Consider the following 20,431-nt stretch of genomic DNA (forward strand, 5'->3'; position numbering starts at 1 on the left):
TTGTCAATGAATTTTCCCCCACAGGGTAGGAGATTGTTTTTCGACAAAACAGAAGAATGCCCGTGTTGAACATCAGACAGCGTTCACATCGACCAGGAAATATCTGCTCACCCTGCGTCGTGGTTATTTATACTCACACATCATGACCCAGTTATCATTAATCATCACCAGCCAGTCATCACGATTAATGGGTTTAAACAGCAGCGTTAAATCCTGATTGCCTTCACTTATCAAAAACGTTTTCGCAGGCAGCTGATCGCCCACTGCGATATTTATTGCAGCGACTTTGCCGTGAACCACATTGGCTTTGCGTCTGACATTATCCAGGACCAGCGTTCGGTTAAATACCTTGTTACCGTCAGCGTCTGAGCGAATACCAAAGAGCGTCAGGCGCGACAGTTTCGGCCACCAGGTAATCACGCCATTAAAACGATAAGGTCGCAGGCTCTCATCAATAAAATGCCCCTCACGAATAACGCTGGTGCAGGGTTCTGTCGGGGTGCTTTGCGCATCAAAATAGTGCCAACTGAGCCAGGCCAGAGCACCACCTAAAAAGAGCGCGCCGGTGACGGTCAGTACGAAGAGTAATAGTCGTAATTGCATTTTCCCTCCTTAGATAATTCTCCTTCACACTGAGCAACAAAGACTTTTGGCCCGTTGGTGGCGATATAAACGTTATTGATGCCCTCAGGGACTTCACGCTGCTTTTGTTCCAGCACGGAGCGATCGATGCTGCGTCGCGAGGAGAAATGAAAGGTCACCCCGTTAATCACCATGCTGTCCTGAAACGCCCGGGGGGCTTCCCTCATTGCGGGTACGATGGCCGGCGGCAGCAGAATCAACGCCAGACAAACGCCCAGCAGCAGCCTGTTGGCAAGCTTATTGGCTGGGGCGAGGCTCGCCGATGCAGGCTCCTCCGGCAAACCTGAGAGAACACAGTCCGGATGAGGTTCAGCAGCATCGCACTCGCTCTCTGTCGCGTCCCCGACCGCAGCCTCAGGTGCAGTTTCCGGCACTAACACCAGCCCATAGCGGGGAATCGTTTTGATAATGCTGCCCGGCAGGCCTGCAAACTGCAGCTTGCGCCTCAGCATTTTGATCAGCTGATGGTAGCTCGACTCGCTGACGATAGTGCCCTGGCTGTGCCATATCTCTTCAAAGATGGTCTCTTTTTTACATTTTCCGCTAATGATGAGTTCGAGCAGACGCCGCTCATTTGGCGTCAGATGAATATCTCCCTCCTCCCGGCTGGTCAGGCATGATTTCTCCGGCACGAACGTGACGGTAGATGAAAGAAAAATCTCTTCGCGATCCACGGGAAAGTCCTGGTAATTATCTGACTAACGGTTCAGGTACGAAAATGAAATACCTGTAATATTTATGAGACAAACGTAATCGGTATTATTCATGCTGATGCTGCAGCGACTCGCCGTTATGAATAAGGGGTTACCGTAACAACATCCCCCTACAATTGGTAGTGTCACTCTTTAGCGCCCGATTTTTATTCATGAGTTTTCTGAGCGCGACAGGTCATTACCCTGAGTTTATTATCAGTTTTTTATATTCAAAACCTGATAATCAGCCCATCACGCCGAGAATAGGGGAAAACATTAAGCAGAAGTTTCTTAAACCCTCAGGGCAGTTCCGGTATCCAGGCAAGAGACTTCCACTACTCAGGAAAAAATCCGTCAGGCAGAGTGTGAGAATAATAGTGATGGTCCTGTGCCCTGAAGTATCTGTGTTATGTTGTTTGGGCTTTATTACTGCATGCTTATTATTCCAGACAGAGGATGGTTGGAGTTTTATGGCTATTTATCTTTTTTCAGACGATCACTATTTTTCTTTCGGTCTGACCCGGCTGTTACAGAAGGAACATCTCACGCTGAAATGCTACAGCTGGGAAGCGTGGGGCCCGCAGTTTACGAAATTTAACCTTTTTCCCGGCGATATTCTGTTACTTGACGGCAGCACCACAGGATTCAACAAACACTGTATTTGCTTTCCTCTAAATCAGCAGATCGCCAAAATTTTCATTTTCTGTGATAGCCGAAAGGGGCTTATTCCCGTCTTTACCCGCTGGCAGTACGGCGATAAAAACATGCCTTACAGCGCCTTAACCCAGCAGCTTCATCGCCTGCTCGCGCAACCTGCATTGCAGAACTTTTGCCCCGGCAGGCTGACGGAAAGAGAGAGTCAGGTTCTGCTGCGGCTGTGGAACAAACTGCCCTATTACCGGATTGCAAAAGACCTGACAATTTCAGTGAAAACCATCAGCGCCCACAAAATTAATGCATTACGCAAGCTGGGCGTCGGCAGTATTCATGAGATCCTGAACTGAAACGCATTGCTGTACAGCGGCTTGCGGGTCGGTCTACACTGTAAAAAGTGACGTACAATGCCCGTTTTCATCTCCTTTTATCATCAATGCGTATGACGCTTTTAGCGGATCGGATGTCATGCAAAAAACCGTTCTGATTGCCGACGATCATCCTGTCTACCTGCTGGGATTACGAACGCTGCTGCAAACCCGCAGCGATCTTTATCGCGTGGTGCACGAGGCACTCAATTCTGACGAAGTCATGGACAAGCTGGCGCTCTCCCCCGTCGATATCATTATTACTGACCTGAGCATGCCCGGTGAACGCTTTCCTGACGGCCTGACGATGGTTCAGACCCTCGCCCGCCGCTACCCGCAAAGTATGATTGTGGTGGTCACGATGATAACCAACCCTGAACTGCTCGCCTCGCTGCGTCGCAGCGGCGTCCATGCGGTACTGAGTAAAAACAATCTCTCTACCAACCTCGTACAAGCGCTGCACAGCACGCAGTTGGGACATGTTGTGCCCGCGAAGCAGCAGACTCAGCTGACCCGCCGCGAAACGGAAGTTCTGCGTCTGATGCTCCGCGGGCTGACGGTGAATCAAATCAGCGAACAGCTCAACCGGACCAAGCAGACCATCAGCGCGCAGAAAATCAGCGCAATGCGCAAGCTCGGCGCCACCAGCGATTTTGAGCTTTTCCAGTGCGCGCAGAGCCTGGGTCTGGACAGCTAATATGCGTAAAGGCTTGCTCGCAGCGCTGCTGGTGCTCGCTGGAACAGGATTGCTGCTTATCCATTCGGCCAGGGCTGACGCATTGCGAATAGGCCTGCTCAACGCGCCACCGCCCTTTATGCAGCCCAAAGGAACCCCGGGCATTCTGGACGATGAACTCAGCATTCTGTTCAGTAATGCTCTCCAGCCACAAATCACTCGTTACGCCTCCCCGGCTGAGGGACTGAGCGCCCTGAAGCAGCGCCAGGTCGACCTGCTGATTGCCGCCCGTTCTCCTGCGGAAAACCTGGTGGCCAGTGAACCTATGCTGACGTTTCCCCTGGCCTCGCTCAGCCTGATCAACGGGAGCGGTGCCACCCTCTGCTTTCCCGAACAGCCGGTCGCGCTGACGCCTCCCTGCTCGCAGGTGGGCTCCTCCTCCACGGAAGAAAACGTGCGGCAGATGATTCTGGGCGATGCCCGCCGGGTAATTGCCCCGGAATTTATCCTGCGCAGCTGGCTTGCCCGCTCGCCCGCCACGACTCTGCTGCTGGAGCCGCAGGAAAATCTTCCGCCGCTGCACTTCCGGGGCTGGGCACTCCCGGAACGAACCGATGCGTTGGCAGAGCTGAATGCGCAGATTCGCGCCATGAACCCGGAAGATGCCCACTGGATGGAGGAGAAATGGCTACTGCCTGCCGGGAGCGTATTCAGCGCCCGTAATCCACCGGCCAATGAAAATGCGCCTCGCCTGACGCTGCGGGTGCTGCTCCCTGCCGCACCGCCACCGCTGGTGCAGCTGACGCCGGACGGACGGCTGCACGGCGTCTGGTACGAACTCTTACAGAGTCTGTTTCCGGCCAACCACTTTTCCCTCAACTTCAGGCTGGACACGACCCTGAACGCCCCGCCATCAGCTGGCGATCGGCCAAGCCTGCGGATTGTTGCAAGCCAGACCGCGCCCTCTGCCGAGGCTATCAGCTTTGATGCGCTGAGCTGGGGACTCGTCAGCCCCTCGAACAAGGCACTTTCCGGAGATATTTCGTCCTTACGGCACCGGCGGATTGCTGTTCTCGCCCATTCTCCCCTGAGCGCGCTGCTGAATAAGCGACTGCCCGCGGAGGAGCTTGTCCGGGTAAAAGACCTGCCTCAGGCCTTTGAGCTGCTGCACGCCGGGGGCGCCGATGGGATCGCGGGCGATGCCTACGCGCTTAACTACGCCCTGCGCCAGAGGGAAGAAAGCAGCATGCAGCTCACGCCTCTGAGCCTGCCGGACACGCCATTGTGGTTCGTCCCGGAGATAGCGAACCCGACGGATGCTCAGCGGGTGTCGGCGATCCTCGCCTCCGTCACCCGGGCCGATATCGTCAATCATCGGGCAAAGCCGCTGGCGGTCCTCACCGAACAGCCGCCTGCGCCGGATCGCTCGCTGTGGCTCATCATGCTGGCCATTGTCTCTTTCTGTGCGGCGCTGATCGCCCTGGTGGCCTGGAGTACTGCCCAGCGCCAGCGCCGACAGCGGGAGCAGGATACCGCCGCGCTGCACAACGCCCTGGCGCTGTGGCAAACGCTGATGAACAACGCGCCGGTACCGCTGTTTGTCTGCGATCCCTCCGGCAGACTACAGCGTTATAACGAAGCCTTTCTTCGCGTCCCCTTGCTGACCGAAGTGCCGGAAGAAGGCAGCCAGTTCTCGCGCCTTCCGCTCGGTGAGCTGGCGAGTCAGCTGGCGCTTCCCCTCAGACTGGCGCTGCTTAACGCCCCGGAGCCGCTGACAGGGGAAACGCGTTTTGCAGGTAACGACACTACGCTCTACTGGTGGCTGTGCCGTTATACCGATAACAACGGTCACCCACAGGGGATCGTCGGCGGCTGGGTCGACATCAGTGAAAAGGCGGCCCTGACCGCCGCCCTCAACGAAGCCCTTGAGAGAGCAAACCGCGCCAGCCATGAGAAATCGGACTTCCTCGCCCGCATGAGTCACGATATTCGCACCCCGCTCAACGCGGTGCTTGGCCTGCTGGAGCTCGAAAAAGGGCACAGCGACAACCTCAACGTCGCGTGGCAGGCAGCAGGCAGCCTTCGGGATCTGATCGGCGATATTCTCGACCTTTCACGCATTGAAGCGGGCGAGCTTCATCTTGAACCTGCCGTACATAATTTGTGGGAAACCCTGCACGCCAGCGCAGAGATGTTCTCTCACAGCGCTGCGGGTAAGAGGTTACGCTGGCATGCCACGCTCGCCCTCCCCCGCAACACGCTGTTCTGCTTTGATAAAGCCCGGCTGAATCAGATAGTGGCCAACCTGCTCGGGAACGCCATTAAGTACACCTCAGAGGGCGAGGTGCGACTCCAGGTCAATCAGGAGGGTGAATTGCTTCGCCTGAACATCAGCGACACGGGGATCGGGATCTCCCCACAGGCGATGCCCTCCCTCGGCAAGCCCTGGTTCCAGGCTGACCACTCGGTGCCCCAGAGTAGCGGACTAGGGCTCGCCATTTGCTATCAGTTGGTGGAGCTGATGGGCGGCAGCCTGACGCTAACCAGCGCCCCCGGAGAAGGCACATCAGCCACGGTATTGCTGCCGCTTCGGCCCGCAATTGCACAGCCCCAAACGGACAGCGAACCGGAAAACCTGCCGCTCAGGCAGGACAGCATCATGATCGTGGACGACTATCCGGCAAACCTGACTGTGCTTGGGCTGCAGCTGGAAAAACTGGGCCTGCAGGCTATCTCCTGCTCGAGCGCCAATGAAGCGCTTGCGCACCTTGCCAGTCATCCGGTGGAAGTGTTGATCACCGATTGCCAGATGCCTGGCATGGACGGCTACCAGCTTGCCTCGTTGATTTTACTGAATGATATCGCCGGGCTGATTGAGGCACCGCGCGTCCTGCTGGGATGTACAGCCAATGCCCTGCAGGAAGAGAACGACCGGGCGCGGCATGCGGGCATGGATGCGCTGCTGCGCAAACCACTGACCACCGGAGATCTACGCCAGGCGCTGGCAGAATGGGGGTCTCCTGAGGACGATACGCCCGATCCAGAAGGCCTCTGGCAGCTGGCCGACGGGCGCCGGGAGGTGATTGAACTGATGCACCAGCAGATGAGTGAGGCCATCAGGCAGGATCTACTGGCGCTCAGCGAAGAAGGGCTTACCGCGGAAAAGCTGAGCCATTCGGCGCACCGGCTGAAGGCTTCCTGGAGCCTGTTTGCGATGCGTGAAACGGTCCGCCGCTGCCAGGCAATAGAAGCCTTACCCGAACTGCTCAGCGCAGGCATTCTGGAGCCTGACAGGCTTCCCCTTCTCGCCGAACGCTTCTCCAGCCTCATGCGCGACAGCCTGGCCCGGCTGGATAAGCGGCTGGGAGAATTATCTGACAAGTACTAAAGAATGCTCTCTATGAAGGCGGTATCTTTCTTCGCATTCGACGACAACGTCCTTATCGTCCCCTTTTTTCCGGAGAAATGACCATGAATATCCGTCTTGCTATCGCCGATGAACACACGATTATTCGCCGTGGCGTGCTCTCGATGATCATGAACATGCCCCCCCTGTCAGGCGATTTGGTTTCGCGAACGGAGTTCAGCGTGGTGGGTGATACCTCATCCCCTTCCGGGCTGCTGACGCTGCTCTCCAGCCAGGAGGTGGATATTCTGTTTCTCGGTTTCTCCTTAGCGACCTGGAAAAGCCCGAACCCGATCAGCGGCATGGACGGTGTGCTGCTCATCAAATGGCTGAACCGCAAATATCCGCAGCTGAAAATCGTGGTGCTCTCCCCTTATAAAAATACGCAGCTTATCCGGATGACGCTCGAAGCGGGGGCCAAAGCCTACATCAGCCGCGACACCTGCGAGAAGACGCTCAGCCGGGCGCTAAGTTCAGTGGTGAACGGTGAAGTGTATATTGAGCGTGAGCTGATGAATTCGCTTTTTCAGTCGGGAAAGCAGGCCGAACAGGAGCTCTCGCCAAGGGAAATCGACGTGCTGCGCATGCTCTGTAAAGGGCTCAATCTGACCGAAATTGCCCAGCAAATGCACCTCAGCAATAAAACAGTCAGTGCCCATAAGCTGCGCGCGATGGAGAAAATGGGCGTCAGCAGCGACTGCCAGCTCTACTGCCTGCTTGCCAAAACCCAGATGTTTGACATCGCCATCTAAAAAAAACCGCCTGGAAGAAGGCGGTAGGGCAACACAGGCCAAAATTGCACTCTCAAAAAAGGGGAAGAGAGGCAGCGGTCGCAGGACTCATTCGGGTTCAAAAGTGATAGTTCATCTCCAGCCACCAGGTACGTCCCGGCTCAGCAATCTGCTGCCGGGAGGCGTAGCCAAACTCGCTGGCTCCGGCCAGATTCAGGTGCTCGCTATAGGCTTTATTCAGCAGGTTATCAATACCGGCGCTGAGCATCAGATTGTTGGTCACGGCGTAATCCGCATTCCAGGCCAGCACGCCAAACCCGGCGCTCGGGCCGAAATCTTGTCCCACTACGTTGCCCTGCTGTTTTGCCACCCGGTGCTGCGGTGCAACCCCTCGCCACATCAGGCCGGTACTCCAGCTATCCTGCTCATAATTAATCCCCAGTCGCCCTTCCAGCGGCGGCATCTGCGGCAATGGCGTGCCGTCAGAACGGTTTTCGCCCCAGGCGTAGTTGAGGGTACTTTCCAGCGTCCAGTGCGGCGCAAATTGCCAGCTGGCACCGGTTTCGCCGCCCATCACGGTGGCGTTGATATTGCTGGCCTGAGAAGGCACGCGACTGTAGTCAAAGAGGATGTAGTCGGCAATGCGCCCCACATAAACCGAGGCCCAGGCGTTCACCTCGTCGCCCTTAAACTGCAGGCCGCTGTCCCACTGTAGCGTCTTCTCACTTTTCAGCGTGCTGAAGCTCTCCTTGCCGGCTTTTCCGGAAAAGAGCTCCCAGTAATCGGGGAAACGCTCGGTGTAGCCAATGCCGCTGTAGATCATCACCGGCGCATCAGGGAGCAGAAACTCATAGCGGGCAAACGCCCCCGGCAGGACGCTGCTGCGCGAGCCCTGAGACTGGGCGCGCTTATCGTCCGCTTTAATGCTGTCCAGGCGCGCCCCGACGATCGCGGTGCTGTCATCGCTGACCGCCTGGCGAAGCTCACCGAACGCGCCAAACTGGGTGAACACGGCATCGTCACGCCACTCTCCGCCACTCTTTTTACGATGTGACTTGCGCATCACATCCGTTCCGGCGGTAAGTTGCGTGGTTTCATCTTCCCAAACGCCGCTCAGACGGCTGCCCCAGGTGACGCCCCCGACTTCAGTACTGCGCTTCGGCCCCACAGGCTCACGCAGGCTGTAGTTATCCATAATATGGTCGGTGTCGTTGTAGTAGCTCTCGAGACTGATCTTACTCAGGGTGTCGCTCAGGTTGTATTTTTCCAGCTTCACCGTCGCACTGCGGCGTGCAAAGCGGCTGCCGTCCATCATGCGCCCGGCGTAGCGAGCCTTGCCGTCACCGGCACTCGCACTCACTTCCACCAGGGTATCGTCATCCGGCGTCATCCCGACGGTCACGCCGCCATTCCATTTGCGCCACAGGCTCGGGACGACCTGCCCGTTACCGTCGCGATAGTCGTCCGATACCGAACGGTTACCGTCGAGACGAACATAGCCGGAGGCGTTGCCGAACGCGGCGTTGACGTTCTGATCCGAGCGTCCGTTTGCCCCCTGAAGCAGGTCGACAGAGCCCTTGATGCCCGGCTCACTGAACAGCTCTGGCTGGCGCTCGAAAAGCAGCGTTCCCGCAGGTGCCATCGGCCCGTGCGTTACCGTTTGTGGGCCTTTGATCACCGTCAGCGTGTCGTAGCTTTTGGGCGTAATGTATGCGGTTGGCGTATCCATGCGCGAACCGCAGCCCCCCTGCACCGATGCGCCGTCAGTCAGAATATTGAGCCGGGAACCGAACATGCCCCGCAGAACGGGATCGCCATTGCTTCCCCCGCTGCGCACAACAGAAAAACCCGGAATGGTTTTCAGCAGATCCGCCCCGTCGCTCGCCGGAACCGGCTGCCGGGGAGTCTGGGTCGAGGTGATAAGCCTGCCCGGATCGCGATCGGGCGCGGTGACGGTCATGACCTGTTCGGCGGTGGCCGGAAAGGCTGCAGCGCAGCAGAGAGCCAGCAGCAGCGGACGGGATGCTATCCTGGTGCGTTTCCCGCGCACGGGGACAATAGACATAATCAGTTTCCGTTGAATCAAGTCCGAAAAATAGTGTGTCTATTGTTGTGAAACGACGCGGGGGAATACACGCCAGACGGGCAAGAAAGGCCCCGGCAAATTCAGGAAATATCTGGAAGGTACAGGAAATGCCGGGAAGCCCCGGCATTAAACCATCAGGCGGCAGGCAGCTCAGCCAGCGGCCAGCGCGGACGAACTGTCACGCCTAAATCAGCATTAACGCCCGTTTTGAGACGCACCATACCGGCATAGGCGATCATCGCGCCGTTGTCGGTACAAAATTCCGGACGCGCGTAGAACACTTCCCCACCGCGTTTTTGCATCATCTCAGCAAGCTTCGCACGCAGAGTGCGGTTGGCGCTCACACCGCCCGCCATGACCAGACGCTTGAAGCCAGTCTGATCCAGCGCGCGGCGGCATTTGATCATCAGCGTATCCACCACCGCATCTTCAAACGCACGGGCGATATCGGCGCGGGTCTGGTCGTCGTTGCCGTTCGAGCGAATGGTGTTCGCCGCGAAGGTTTTCAGGCCTGAGAAGCTGAAATCAAGGCCCGGACGATCCGTCATCGGACGCGGGAAGACAAAACGCCCTTCTGTGCCCTGAGAGGCCATTTTTGACAGCATCGGGCCGCCAGGATAATCAAGGCCCAGCAGCTTCGCCGTTTTATCGAAGGCTTCACCTGCCGCATCATCAATGGACTCGCCGAGCAGCTCGTATTCGCCAATGCCCGTCACGCTGATAAGCTGAGTGTGACCGCCGGAGACCAGCAGCGCCACGAAAGGGTATTCCGGCGGGTTATCTTCCAGCATCGGCGCCAGCAAATGCCCTTCCATATGATGAACGGCAATGGCCGGTACGTTCCATGCGAACGCCAGCGCGCGGCCCACGGTTGCGCCAACCAGCAGCGCACCGACCAGGCCCGGACCTGCGGTATAGGCCACGGCATCAATCTCTTTTGCCGACAGATTGGCTTCTTTCAGCGCGGCCTGAATCAGCGGCACGGTTTTACGCACGTGGTCGCGGGAGGCCAGCTCCGGCACAACGCCGCCGTAATCCGCGTGAAGTTTCACCTGACTATACAATTGGTTGGCTAAAAGCCCCTGTTCGTCATCATAAATAGCGATGCCGGTTTCATCGCAGGATGTTTCGATTCCCAGTACACGCATGGTTCGTTTTACCTCATTTCAATACCGCGCAGTGTAGGGCGAATGCGGGTTGATGTATACCCTCGGGGCCGACTTCGTGTATACTCGTGCCCCTTACAAAAGTCCCGTTCAAAAACGGCATTGGTGCTTTACAAAGCAGCGACAGTTGCAGTAAAATTCCGCACCATTTTGAAATAAGCTGGCGTCGATGCCAGCGGCAAACCGAATTTATAAAGGTGAGAGTTACATGCCGGTAATTAAAGTACGTGAAAACGAGCCGTTCGACGTAGCACTGCGTCGCTTCAAACGTTCATGCGAGAAAGCAGGTGTTCTGGCTGAAGTTCGTCGTCGTGAGTTCTATGAAAAACCAACGACCGAACGTAAGCGCGCTAAAGCTTCTGCTGTGAAACGTCACGCGAAGAAACTGGCTCGCGAAAACGCACGCCGCACTCGTCTGTACTAATCTGTTAAGAGCGCACGCTCTTAATCCAGACTGAGTTCAAGCTGTAAAGGCCGTGCTTCCGGAAGGAATGCGCGGCTTATTTTCGTTTATGTATTGGTAAAACTTAACGGGGCTTATGGCTGGACGTATTCCACGTGTCTTTATCAATGACCTGCTGGCGAGAACCGACATCGTCGATCTGATCGATGCGCGCGTTAAGCTGAAAAAGCAGGGCAAGAACTATCACGCGTGCTGTCCGTTCCATAACGAGAAAACCCCCTCTTTCACCGTTAACGGTGAGAAACAGTTTTATCACTGCTTCGGCTGTGGTGCGCACGGCAACGCCGTCGACTTTCTGATGAACTACGACAAGCTCGAGTTCGTGGAAACCGTCGAAGAGCTGGCGGCCATGCACAACCTCGAAGTGCCGTATGAAGCAGGCTCCGGTCCGACCCAGATAGAACGCCATCAGCGGCAAAGTCTCTATCAACTCATGGACGGCCTGAGCGCATTTTATCAGCAATCCCTGAACCAACCCGTCGCCGAACCTGCGCGTCAGTACCTGACGAAGCGCGGTTTGAGCAGCGAAGTCATCGCCCGATTTGCGATTGGCTATGCGCCGCCGGGCTGGGACAACGTCCTGAAGCGTTTTGGCAACAACCGTGAAAATCAGCAGTCGCTGACCGATGCGGGCATGTTAGTCACCAACGATCAGGGCCGCAGTTACGACCGTTTCCGCGAAAGGGTGATGTTCCCCATCCGCGATAAGCGAGGCCGGGTGATTGGTTTCGGTGGCCGCGTGCTGGGCGATGGCATGCCGAAGTACCTTAACTCCCCGGAAACCGATATTTTCCATAAGGGCCGCCAGCTGTATGGCCTTTATGAAGCGCAGCAAACCGAAGCTGAACCGCAGCGTCTGCTGGTGGTCGAAGGCTATATGGACGTGGTGGCGCTGGCGCAGTACGACATTAACTATGCCGTCGCATCGCTGGGCACCTCCACAACGGCCGACCATATTCAGCTGCTGTTCCGGGTGACCAACAACGTTATCTGCTGTTACGACGGCGACCGTGCAGGCCGCGATGCCGCATGGCGAGCGTTGGAAACCGCGCTGCCGTATATGACCGATGGCCGTCAGCTGCGCTTTATGTTTCTGCCGGACGGCGAAGACCCGGACACGCTGGTGCGTAAAGAGGGCAAAGCGGCGTTTGAAGCGCGGATGGATCAGGCACTGCCGCTCTCCACGTTTCTGTTCAACAGCCTGATGCCGCAGGTCGATCTGAGTACGCGTGATGGTCAGGCCATGCTCAGCACGCTGGCGCTACCGCTGATTACTCAGGTGCCGGGCGAAACGCTGCGCATTTATCTGCGCCAGGAGCTGGGCAAGAAGCTTGGTATTCTGGACGACGCGCAGCTTGAACGTTTAATGCCAAAACAGGCAGAAAGTGGCGCTGCCCGCCCCGCGCCACAGCTAAAACGCACGACCATGCGTATACTAATAGGGTTACTGGTGCAGAACCCGGAGCTTGCCGCTCTGGTGCCACCATTGACCGGGCTTGATCCGAAAAAGCTGCCCGGGCTTGGCTTATTTTCTGAACTGGTCAACACTTGTTTGTCGCAGCCTGGGCTGACAACCGGCCAGATGCTTGAACAGTATCGCGGCACAAATGAGGCCGCAACCCTTGAAAAACTGTCGATGTGGGACGATATAGCAGATAAGGAAATTGCTGAACAAACCTTCACCGACTCGTTAAACCATATGTTTGATTCACTGCTGGTCCAGCGGCAAGAAGAGTTGATAGCTCGCGACCGCACACACGGGTTAAGCAGTGAAGAACGCCGGGAGCTCTGGACGCTAAACCAGGAACTGGCCAAAAAATGAATTCAACGGCTTAAGTGCCGAATATCAATCGGGAAGCCCCCGAAAGCCGCCCCGAGGCGCAGCGGCAATAATATAAGCAGGCCCTCGCTTTAAAAGTCGGTAAACGAGTTTCGCCGACCGACACCAATCAATGAATTAAGTGTGGATACCGTCTTATGGAGCAAAACCCGCAGTCACAGCTCAAGCTTCTTGTCCAGCGTGGTAAGGAGCAAGGCTATCTGACCTATGCCGAGGTCAATGACCATCTGCCGGAAGATATCGTCGACTCCGATCAGATCGAAGACATCATCCAAATGATCAATGACATGGGCATTCAGGTGATGGAAGAAGCACCGGATGCCGATGATCTCCTGCTGGCTGAAAACTCAAACAACACCGACGAAGACGCGGAAGAAGCGGCTGCCCAGGTGCTGTCCAGCGTTGAATCCGAAATCGGGCGTACCACTGACCCGGTACGCATGTACATGCGTGAAATGGGTACCGTTGAGCTGCTGACCCGCGAAGGCGAAATCGACATCGCCAAGCGTATCGAAGACGGCATCAACCAGGTGCAGTGCTCCGTTGCAGAGTACCCGGAAGCGATCACTTATCTGCTTGAGCAGTACGATCGCGTGGAAGCGGAAGAGGCACGCCTCTCTGACCTGATCACCGGTTTCGTCGATCCGAACGCAGAAGAAGACATGGCGCCAACCGCCACCCACGTCGGTTCTGAGCTCTCCCAGGAAGAGCAGGACGATGACGAAGATGAAGACGAAGAAGATGGCGACGACGACTCCAGCGATGACGACAACAGCATCGATCCGGAGCTGGCACGCGAGAAATTCGGCGAGCTGCGCACCCAGCACGAACTGACCCGCGACACGATCAAAGCCAAAGGCCGTAGCCACGCCGCGTCTCAGGAAGAGATCCAGAAACTGTCTGAAGTGTTCAAACAGTTCCGCCTGGTGCCAAAACAGTTCGATTACCTGGTCAACAGCATGCGTATCATGATGGAGCGCGTCCGTACCCAGGAACGTATCATCATGAAGCTGTGCGTTGAACAGTGCAAAATGCCGAAGAAAAACTTCATCACCCTGTTCACCGGCAACGAAACCAGCGAAACCTGGTTCAACGCCGCCGTGGCGATGAACAAGCCGTGGTCTGAAAAACTGAACGACGTAAAAGAAGACGTTCAGCGCGGCCTGCAGAAGCTGCAGCAGATTGAAGAAGAGACCGGCCTGACCATCGAGCAGGTAAAAGACATCAACCGTCGTATGTCCATTGGTGAAGCGAAAGCCCGCCGTGCGAAGAAAGAGATGGTTGAAGCGAACTTACGTCTGGTGATTTCCATCGCCAAGAAGTACACCAACCGTGGCCTGCAGTTCCTGGACCTGATTCAGGAAGGCAACATCGGCCTGATGAAAGCGGTTGATAAGTTCGAATACCGTCGCGGTTACAAGTTCTCCACCTACGCTACCTGGTGGATCCGTCAGGCGATCACCCGCTCCATCGCGGATCAGGCGCGCACCATCCGTATTCCGGTGCATATGATTGAGACCATCAACAAGCTCAACCGTATCTCCCGCCAGATGCTGCAGGAAATGGGCCGCGAGCCGACGCCGGAAGAGCTGGCCGAGCGCATGCTGATGCCGGAAGACAAGATCCGCAAAGTGCTGAAAATTGCCAAAGAGCCAATCTCCATGGAAACCCCAATCGGTGACGATGAAGATTCACATCTGGGCGATTTCATCGAGGATACCACCCTCGAGCTGCCGCTGGATTCGGCGACCACCGAAAGCCTGCGTGCGGCAACGCACGACGTGCTGGCGGGTCTTACCGCGCGTGAAGCGAAGGTGCTGCGTATGCGTTTCGGTATCGACATGAACACCGACCACACGCTGGAAGAAGTGGGTAAACAGTTCGACGTAACCCGCGAACGTATCCGTCAGATCGAAGCGAAGGCGCTGCGTAAGCTGCGTCACCCAAGCCGCTCTGAAGTGCTGCGTAGCTTCCTGGACGATTAATTTCGCCAGGCTCCGACGACAGAAAAGCCACACTTACGTGTGGCTTTTTTTTTGCTCTCAAGCACCGCTTTCCCCACGCAATTTGCAGATTTAGCCTGACCTCTGAGCGCTTATGCGACTTTTGAACCTGGCTGCCCCCGCTCTATACTCATCGCCGCAGAATTTCCCCCTGTAATATTAAGTTTTTTCCTTTTAATGGCGCTTAGAGATGAGGTGAATCAGACACCGCATCACGTCGTGATTTCCCTTTAGACTATGAAAACCTCGCAGGAATCAAAAACACAATGAATAAAACCTGGCTTCTGATGCTTTGCATCGCGCTGGCAGGCTGTGCCAACCAACCGCAAAATACGCCAAAATCCGTAGTCACGCCTCCCCCTGCCCAGCCAGTCGTGGTGGAGCCACAGCCCGCTGCCGCACAAACCGTCAGCAACGAACCAACGCTTACCGCCAACGACGCCTGCGTGAAGCAACTGACCGCGCTGAAAACCTATAATCCGAAGAGCTATAAACGCTACAGCGGTGAAATGCAGGTCCTCACCCGCAAAACCAGCAGGTACCTTGCGGTGAAAGAAGATGTGAACCCGCAGATTGAGGATCTGGTGACCGGCGCCTACGACTCGCACATGAAATCGCTTTGCTACCGCATTCAGAGCACGCTGGGACAGACGATGATCAACCAGGCGAATCAACTCTAATCTCGCCAGGCCCGGCGCCTGACGCCGGGTTACAGCCCGCGCGCGATTAATGCCTGATCCAGCTCGCTGAACGCCTCAACCAGTTTATCCAGCTTGATCCGGCTTAAGCCGCTGGTGTTGGGTAAAACCCAGACCTCAGTGTCCCCGACGGTCACCTGCTGCTTGCCCCACTGCGCACCGCGCTGGCTGAACGCCTGCTCAAAGGCCTGCTTGCCAAGAATCGCCAGCGCTCTCGGCTGGTAATCCTGCATTTTAGTGATAAGCCCTCGCCCGCCTTCACGCAACTCCTGGAGCGCAATCTCGTTCGCCTGCACCGTGGGCCGCTCGACCAGCTTAGTCACCCCACAGCCGTAATCCAGCATAAGACTGGCCTCTTCCGGTTTGAGCTGTCTGTCGGTAAAGCCCGATAAATGCAGCACTTTCCAAAAACGGTTCGCCGGATGAGCAAAAGGTAAACCCAGATGCGCGGAAGATTTACCCGGATTGATCCCGCAGAACACCACCCGCAGGCCGGGCTGAAGAATATCGTTAACCATGACATCACTCGTCTGAATGTAGAGTGAAGAAAGTATAAGGGATTGATAAGCCATTGTTTATAAAAACAGCACACGCAGTGGTTGGTGCTGGATTGCGCGCGGCAGTTCCATTATAATTCCCCGCCACGGCCCCTTAGCTCAGTGGTTAGAGCAGGCGACTCATAATCGCTTGGTCGTTGGTTCAAACCCAACAGGGGCCACCAAATTTAGCTTTAGATTCATATGATTAAGCCACTCGGATGAGTGGCTTTTTTTGTCGCCCGCATCCGCAGTGCCCCCTCTTTGCCTTACAAGCAACTGAAACCATCGGGTAACCAAAACTGAATCACAGCTCTCACATTGCAAACGTTCTGCTCATCCAGATGTTTGAATTGAGGTAAGGTAGAGGCTCGCGAGTGTCGCTCAGGGATAGCGGATATTGTGAGAATAACAGTTCAAAGCAGCAGAATGTCTTTCATCGTTACTCAAGACAGGAAAAACCACATCTTTCCAGTCAGCAAAGAGCTCTATGAGTCTCTGCCTGATGATAAAAAAGATCGCTTGTTTAGTGATTGTTATGGCGCATTTCGGTTTGTGCAGGACAAAACAGATGCCGAATTATCGACAGGACGATTCCCGCGCGTTTTGCGCCACACCTTCGCCAGCCACTTCATGCTAAATAGTGGTAACATACTTGTGTTACATAGAATTCTTGTTCATAAAGATATTAAAACGACGATGCTTTACTCGTATTTTTCACCAGATCACTTAGAAGATACTTTACGACTTAATCCACTAGCAGAAAAAAAATGAATATAAAAATTAATTTTTATTCCTGGGCAGCTTTTTCAGCTTATTCAATCGTTAATGGCCTCATATACTCATGGGCTTTTTGGGATAAGTTTGATATTAACATACTACAATACACATCAATCCAAGATTTATTACCGTCGATAATTTTTTTGATAACCCTCCCAATTGCAGCTCTTATTTTATATTTCATTTTTATACATTACTGGAACAAAATAAATGACTACATGCTAAAATTAGCGTTCAACCAAATTCACGCTTTTTATGCAACATCTCGCCCCTACAATTTGAAGAAAATATTAGATTACCTCTATGACGCAATGGTCATTACAGGTACAGTCTTAGTTCTTATTTTCACACCAAATAGTGTAAGAATAACAATAATAATCACTCTGGTTTCGTTTGCTATTTATAAATTCACCCTATTAAAAACAAACTTTTTCTCTGAACTTGGCGAATATAGAAGCGTTGTATTATTAATATTAGCAACCATTCCTGTCATAATTATGCTTCTTGCTGAATACAATGCTGATAAAATATTAAGCGGGAAAGATACATTTATCGTAAAATCAGACTCTTTATGTACAAGTGATGATAACAACAGCTATAGATATATAGCTTCTATTTCTGATAAAGCCTTTTCCATTTCTACTCATGATGGGTCTATTTGTATTTCCAAGTATAATTACTTAAAGCTTACGCGTGAAAAAAACACTGAATTCAAAGGCGAAACCTCAGTCAATAAAATATAAGGAATAGAAAAAATGAGATTATACAGAAGAAGATTAAAAAGAATTTTCATTTCCATTCTAAAAGCAATGACTGCAATTATTATTTTGTTAACTCCCATAGCTCTTTACCTATCAAAATTCAACAATGGATTATCCATAAACAATCAAGACTGGGGGGCATTTGGCTCATATGTAGGTGGCATATATGCTCCACTTGCAGCAATTATAAGCGTATTTATCTTAGTCAAAACATTACATTCAATGGATAGCCATAACAAAGCAATGCAAGCACACTTAAATAGGGATAAAGAACTTGGGAACATAAAATGGTTAACAGACCTTTTGAGAAGTATGTTAGATAAAAAATATGAAACTGGACACAATACTTTCTATAGTTCATTAAAATCTCGCTTAGAACACAAACTGAGGCACAACTACAATCCAGATTCTGCTATCATCAAAAATGAAGCAATGGAATTAATGGATGCTAACAAAGAATTATTTATAAATGAATCCATTATATTTAATGATTTATTTTACAGAGTCACTCATATTGATGATACAAACGATGGAGCTATTAGCAGCATGATTTTAATTGCAAAGTTATCTCCAGAAGAAAGATTTTGGTTAATGCAATATGCTAAGGCCCATGAACATCGCGCGGCAAAAGACTTAAGGTTCTGGAACAGTTTTGAAGATCTTCCTGCATCATTTTCGTCACTCCTTAAATCATGAGTGTCACTTAAACTAAGGGTTACTGCCTTGTATTTTCATAATAACTATTTTATTTTTATATAACCTATTGTTTTCCCGATACCCATAATGATTCTCATAATCGCTTGGTCGCTGGTCCAAGTCCAGCAGGGGCCACCAAATTTAGCTTTAGATTCATATCATTAAGCCACTCGAAAGAGTGGCTTATTTGCGTTCTGAGAGTTGATTGGCGGTAAGAACTAAACGCCGTAATACCAGGAATATCTTCACCAGAAACGCAAAACTTCTTCCCTTAACTCTCCCGAACCCAACAAGGTGTTTTCAGCTGCTCCGTCAGCAGATAAACAAGGTCATGCAGTAAGCCTGCTAATTCCGTTTCCGTTTTAGCATCCAGCACGTTAGCGATGAGCGTGGCAGTTAGCGCGCGAGTGTAGCCCATTAGACAGGATGGCTCGTACCAGCAGTCCGGCACCGCTGATGGAGGCAGAACATCCGCCGTCAGCGCCGCAACCAGATGCTCGGGAAGGTCGCTGTCGCAGCGTTCAGCAAGCTTTTCCAAAGCGTGAGCAAGCCGTCCGCACAGCGCTAGTCTCCCGATACGATCGTCGGTTTCAACCAGCACGCTGGCAAAGGTGCAGCAGAGATCGGCGACGTCAAAAAGATCGAGGGAATCCGGGAAAGGAGCTAACAGCACCTGTTGAGTCGTTAGGTGTTCAGGGTCAGAACTAAAGAGGGTGGGAGTGGTATCCATAAGGTGAATCTCCGTTGAGTTTTTTAAACCACCACCGAAGTTCCTACGCTCCAGGTGATGGCGCTGACGGGGGTAGGAATACCGGACTCAACGAACCGGCCAGCCTTTCGGCTGCCCCGCCAGCGCCACCATTGATATTACAGAGATGTGCACTGGCCTGACACAAAAAAATCTGTGTCATCGCTGAGATTGTCAGGTTCCTACGCCCGGCTACGGATTTTGCCGCAGCAGCCACATCCTCTCGCAACGCATCCCATAGAGAAAGAGCTTCAAAGCCTTCTCCCTGTATTTATTCCGGTTTTGCGAGGCGCTTTCAGCGTTTCCCCATTTAATTGCAGCGTTTCAGCAAAATAACTTATCAATATAGCAAGCTGAGCAAATTGATGATGAATAAACTCTGGCGTCCTCCCTGACGCCATCAGCGGTTATATCCCTGCCCACCAAAGCCGTAGCTTCATCCCCCAGCCGCTGGTAAACCCCGTCGTCACGGATTTCACCTCGCCTTTCGAAATCACCACCAGCGTCGGCGTCACCTGAATCTGCCACAGCCTGGAGAGCTGTCCCTGTTCGTCGTTCACCACCGGCATGGCGTATTTTTTCTTATCCAGCCAGTGGGAGAGGGTCGCGTCATCGCCGGAACGCAGGGCGACGGTCACCACGTTATCGCCCTGCTCCGCCATCGCCGCCACCGATGGCGTGGTGTAGCGGCACACGCCGCACCATGTCGCCCAGACATAGACCAGCAGCGGACGATCCTGACTCAGTTCTGTAAAGTCGATCGTTTTGCCGTCCAGCGTCTGAAGCGGCGTATCGCTGAATGCCGCAGGCAGGGCGGGTTTGCGGAACTGATCCATGACGAACATCGCCGCGGCCGCGATGAGCAGCAGCACTACGCCCTCGCGCAGCCAGCGTTTGAGCTTAGCTCGCATCGGCTTTCGCCAGCTCTTCTTTCACCAGCGCCTCCAGATCTGCGTACGGGATCGCACCCGGCACCATGGTTTTGCCCACCAGCGTCGCCGGGGTGCCCTGCACGCCCAGCACCTGGGAAAGAATCAGGTTCATTTGCAGCGTTTCGGCGCTTTGTGCGTCGGCTTTGATAGCTGCCGTGCCGGTTTTCTCCTGCGCCGCCTGAATGGAGGCATCATCGTGATAGCCCTTCTTCGACATCAGCCGCTGATGCAGCGCCCAGAACTGCTGCGGCTGCTGTCGCCAGGCCGTCAGAGCAATGCGCGCCGAGTTGGCGGAGCTTTCACTGCGAAACGGCAGCAGCTTCACGACCAGCTTCACGTCCGGGTATTTATGGACAATTTTCTCCAGCTCCGGGTCGAACTGCTTGCAGTACGGGCAGTTGTAATCGGTGAAGCTCACCAGCGTCAGGCGTGGTTTTTCAGCACCTATTGACGGTGTATTCGGGTCGTTCCACAGCAGATTTTCCAGATCCGGCTCTGCGGCAAAGCTCAGGGTTGATACACAAAACAGCAGAATAAAAGTCAGAATACGCAT

At 53.9% G+C, this 20,431-nt stretch carries 19 protein-coding genes and 1 tRNA gene; 12 read left to right on the top strand and 8 right to left on the bottom strand.

Annotation, left to right across the window (positions count from 1 at the left end; genetic code table 11):
• Window positions 1-123: 123 nt before the first annotated feature.
• A complete protein-coding gene (locus CRO87_RS07000; RefSeq protein ID WP_097162214.1) occupies window positions 124-603 on the bottom strand; it encodes a hypothetical protein in 480 nt (159 codons plus the stop codon).
• Entirely contained in the window at window positions 573-1,316 is a 744-nt protein-coding gene (locus CRO87_RS07005) for a helix-turn-helix domain-containing protein (RefSeq protein ID WP_097162215.1), read from the bottom strand. Before CRO87_RS07005 ends, CRO87_RS07000 begins: the two co-directional genes overlap by 31 nt.
• A gap of 191 nt (window positions 1,317-1,507) precedes the next feature.
• Between CRO87_RS07005 and CRO87_RS07010 the strand changes: the two genes are divergently transcribed.
• The 4 genes from CRO87_RS07010 (at window position 1,508) to CRO87_RS07025 (ending at window position 7,190) form a co-directional block, all read left to right on the top strand.
• The gene (locus CRO87_RS07010; RefSeq protein WP_141398679.1) at window positions 1,508-2,338 is read left to right on the top strand and encodes a helix-turn-helix transcriptional regulator; all 831 of its coding nucleotides are present in this window, start codon (window positions 1,508-1,510) and stop codon (window positions 2,336-2,338) included.
• A gap of 118 nt (window positions 2,339-2,456) precedes the next feature.
• A complete protein-coding gene (locus CRO87_RS07015) occupies window positions 2,457-3,053 on the top strand; it encodes a response regulator transcription factor (RefSeq protein WP_097162217.1) in 597 nt (198 codons plus the stop codon).
• 1 nt (window position 3,054) lies between these two features.
• Window positions 3,055-6,420 carry an ATP-binding protein gene (locus CRO87_RS07020; RefSeq protein WP_097162218.1) on the top strand — a complete coding sequence of 1,122 codons (3,366 nt, stop codon included), beginning with the start codon at window positions 3,055-3,057 and terminating at the stop codon, window positions 6,418-6,420.
• Between the two features lie 83 nt (window positions 6,421-6,503).
• Entirely contained in the window at window positions 6,504-7,190 is a 687-nt protein-coding gene (locus tag CRO87_RS07025) for a response regulator transcription factor (RefSeq protein ID WP_097162219.1), read from the top strand.
• Window positions 7,191-7,287: 97 nt separating this feature from the next.
• Here the strand turns inward: CRO87_RS07025 and CRO87_RS07030 are convergent, their stop codons facing one another.
• Window positions 7,288-9,234 carry a TonB-dependent copper receptor gene (locus tag CRO87_RS07030; protein WP_097162220.1) on the bottom strand — a complete coding sequence of 649 codons (1,947 nt, stop codon included), beginning with the start codon at window positions 9,232-9,234 and terminating at the stop codon, window positions 7,288-7,290.
• A gap of 155 nt (window positions 9,235-9,389) precedes the next feature.
• On the bottom strand, window positions 9,390-10,403 hold the full coding sequence (gene tsaD / locus CRO87_RS07035; protein WP_097162221.1) for a tRNA (adenosine(37)-N6)-threonylcarbamoyltransferase complex transferase subunit TsaD: 1,014 nt from the start codon (window positions 10,401-10,403) through the stop codon (window positions 9,390-9,392).
• A gap of 226 nt (window positions 10,404-10,629) precedes the next feature.
• Between tsaD and rpsU the strand changes: the two genes are divergently transcribed.
• The 4 genes from rpsU to CRO87_RS07060 all read left to right on the top strand — a co-directional run bounded on the left by rpsU (window position 10,630) and on the right by CRO87_RS07060 (window position 15,407).
• The gene (gene rpsU, locus CRO87_RS07045) at window positions 10,630-10,845 is read left to right on the top strand and encodes a 30S ribosomal protein S21 (protein WP_001144069.1); all 216 of its coding nucleotides are present in this window, start codon (window positions 10,630-10,632) and stop codon (window positions 10,843-10,845) included.
• 115 nt (window positions 10,846-10,960) lie between these two features.
• Window positions 10,961-12,706, top strand: coding sequence for a DNA primase (dnaG, locus tag CRO87_RS07050; RefSeq protein WP_097162222.1), 1,746 nt, complete (start codon window positions 10,961-10,963; stop codon window positions 12,704-12,706).
• 155 nt (window positions 12,707-12,861) lie between these two features.
• The gene (rpoD, locus tag CRO87_RS07055) at window positions 12,862-14,709 is read left to right on the top strand and encodes an RNA polymerase sigma factor RpoD (RefSeq protein ID WP_097162223.1); all 1,848 of its coding nucleotides are present in this window, start codon (window positions 12,862-12,864) and stop codon (window positions 14,707-14,709) included.
• Window positions 14,710-14,993: 284 nt separating this feature from the next.
• Window positions 14,994-15,407, top strand: coding sequence for a hypothetical protein (locus CRO87_RS07060; protein WP_097162224.1), 414 nt, complete (start codon window positions 14,994-14,996; stop codon window positions 15,405-15,407).
• A gap of 29 nt (window positions 15,408-15,436) precedes the next feature.
• On the opposite strand, the gene mug is transcribed toward CRO87_RS07060, so the two are convergent.
• On the bottom strand, window positions 15,437-15,943 hold the full coding sequence (mug, locus tag CRO87_RS07065; protein ID WP_097162225.1) for a G/U mismatch-specific DNA glycosylase: 507 nt from the start codon (window positions 15,941-15,943) through the stop codon (window positions 15,437-15,439).
• 127 nt (window positions 15,944-16,070) lie between these two features.
• Between mug and CRO87_RS07070 the strand changes: the two genes are divergently transcribed.
• From CRO87_RS07070 to CRO87_RS07085, 4 genes are all read left to right on the top strand, one after another.
• Window positions 16,071-16,146: transfer RNA gene (locus CRO87_RS07070), tRNA-Ile, on the top strand.
• 244 nt (window positions 16,147-16,390) lie between these two features.
• On the top strand, window positions 16,391-16,735 hold the full coding sequence (locus CRO87_RS07075; RefSeq protein WP_097162226.1) for a tyrosine-type recombinase/integrase: 345 nt from the start codon (window positions 16,391-16,393) through the stop codon (window positions 16,733-16,735).
• Window positions 16,732-17,484: a hypothetical protein gene (locus CRO87_RS07080; RefSeq protein WP_097162227.1), complete on the top strand. Its 753-nt coding sequence runs from the start codon at window positions 16,732-16,734 to the stop codon at window positions 17,482-17,484. The genes CRO87_RS07075 and CRO87_RS07080 overlap by 4 nt, the downstream gene beginning before the upstream one ends.
• A gap of 12 nt (window positions 17,485-17,496) precedes the next feature.
• Complete coding sequence (locus CRO87_RS07085; protein ID WP_097162228.1) at window positions 17,497-18,198, top strand: hypothetical protein; 702 nt, start codon at window positions 17,497-17,499, stop codon at window positions 18,196-18,198.
• Between the two features lie 271 nt (window positions 18,199-18,469).
• Here the strand turns inward: CRO87_RS07085 and CRO87_RS07090 are convergent, their stop codons facing one another.
• The 3 genes from CRO87_RS07090 to CRO87_RS07100 form a co-directional block, all read right to left on the bottom strand.
• Window positions 18,470-18,928: a hypothetical protein gene (locus CRO87_RS07090; protein WP_097162229.1), complete on the bottom strand. Its 459-nt coding sequence runs from the start codon at window positions 18,926-18,928 to the stop codon at window positions 18,470-18,472.
• Window positions 18,929-19,353: 425 nt separating this feature from the next.
• Window positions 19,354-19,857 (bottom strand): protein disulfide oxidoreductase, encoded by a 504-nt coding sequence (locus CRO87_RS07095; protein WP_097162230.1) that lies wholly within the window; start codon window positions 19,855-19,857, stop codon window positions 19,354-19,356.
• Window positions 19,847-20,431: a DsbA family protein gene (locus tag CRO87_RS07100; RefSeq protein WP_097162231.1), complete on the bottom strand. Its 585-nt coding sequence runs from the start codon at window positions 20,429-20,431 to the stop codon at window positions 19,847-19,849. The genes CRO87_RS07095 and CRO87_RS07100 overlap by 11 nt, the downstream gene beginning before the upstream one ends.

The organism is Enterobacter sp. CC120223-11 (assembly GCF_900215375.1).
In the GTDB taxonomy this organism is placed as follows: Bacteria; Pseudomonadota; Gammaproteobacteria; order Enterobacterales; family Enterobacteriaceae; genus Scandinavium.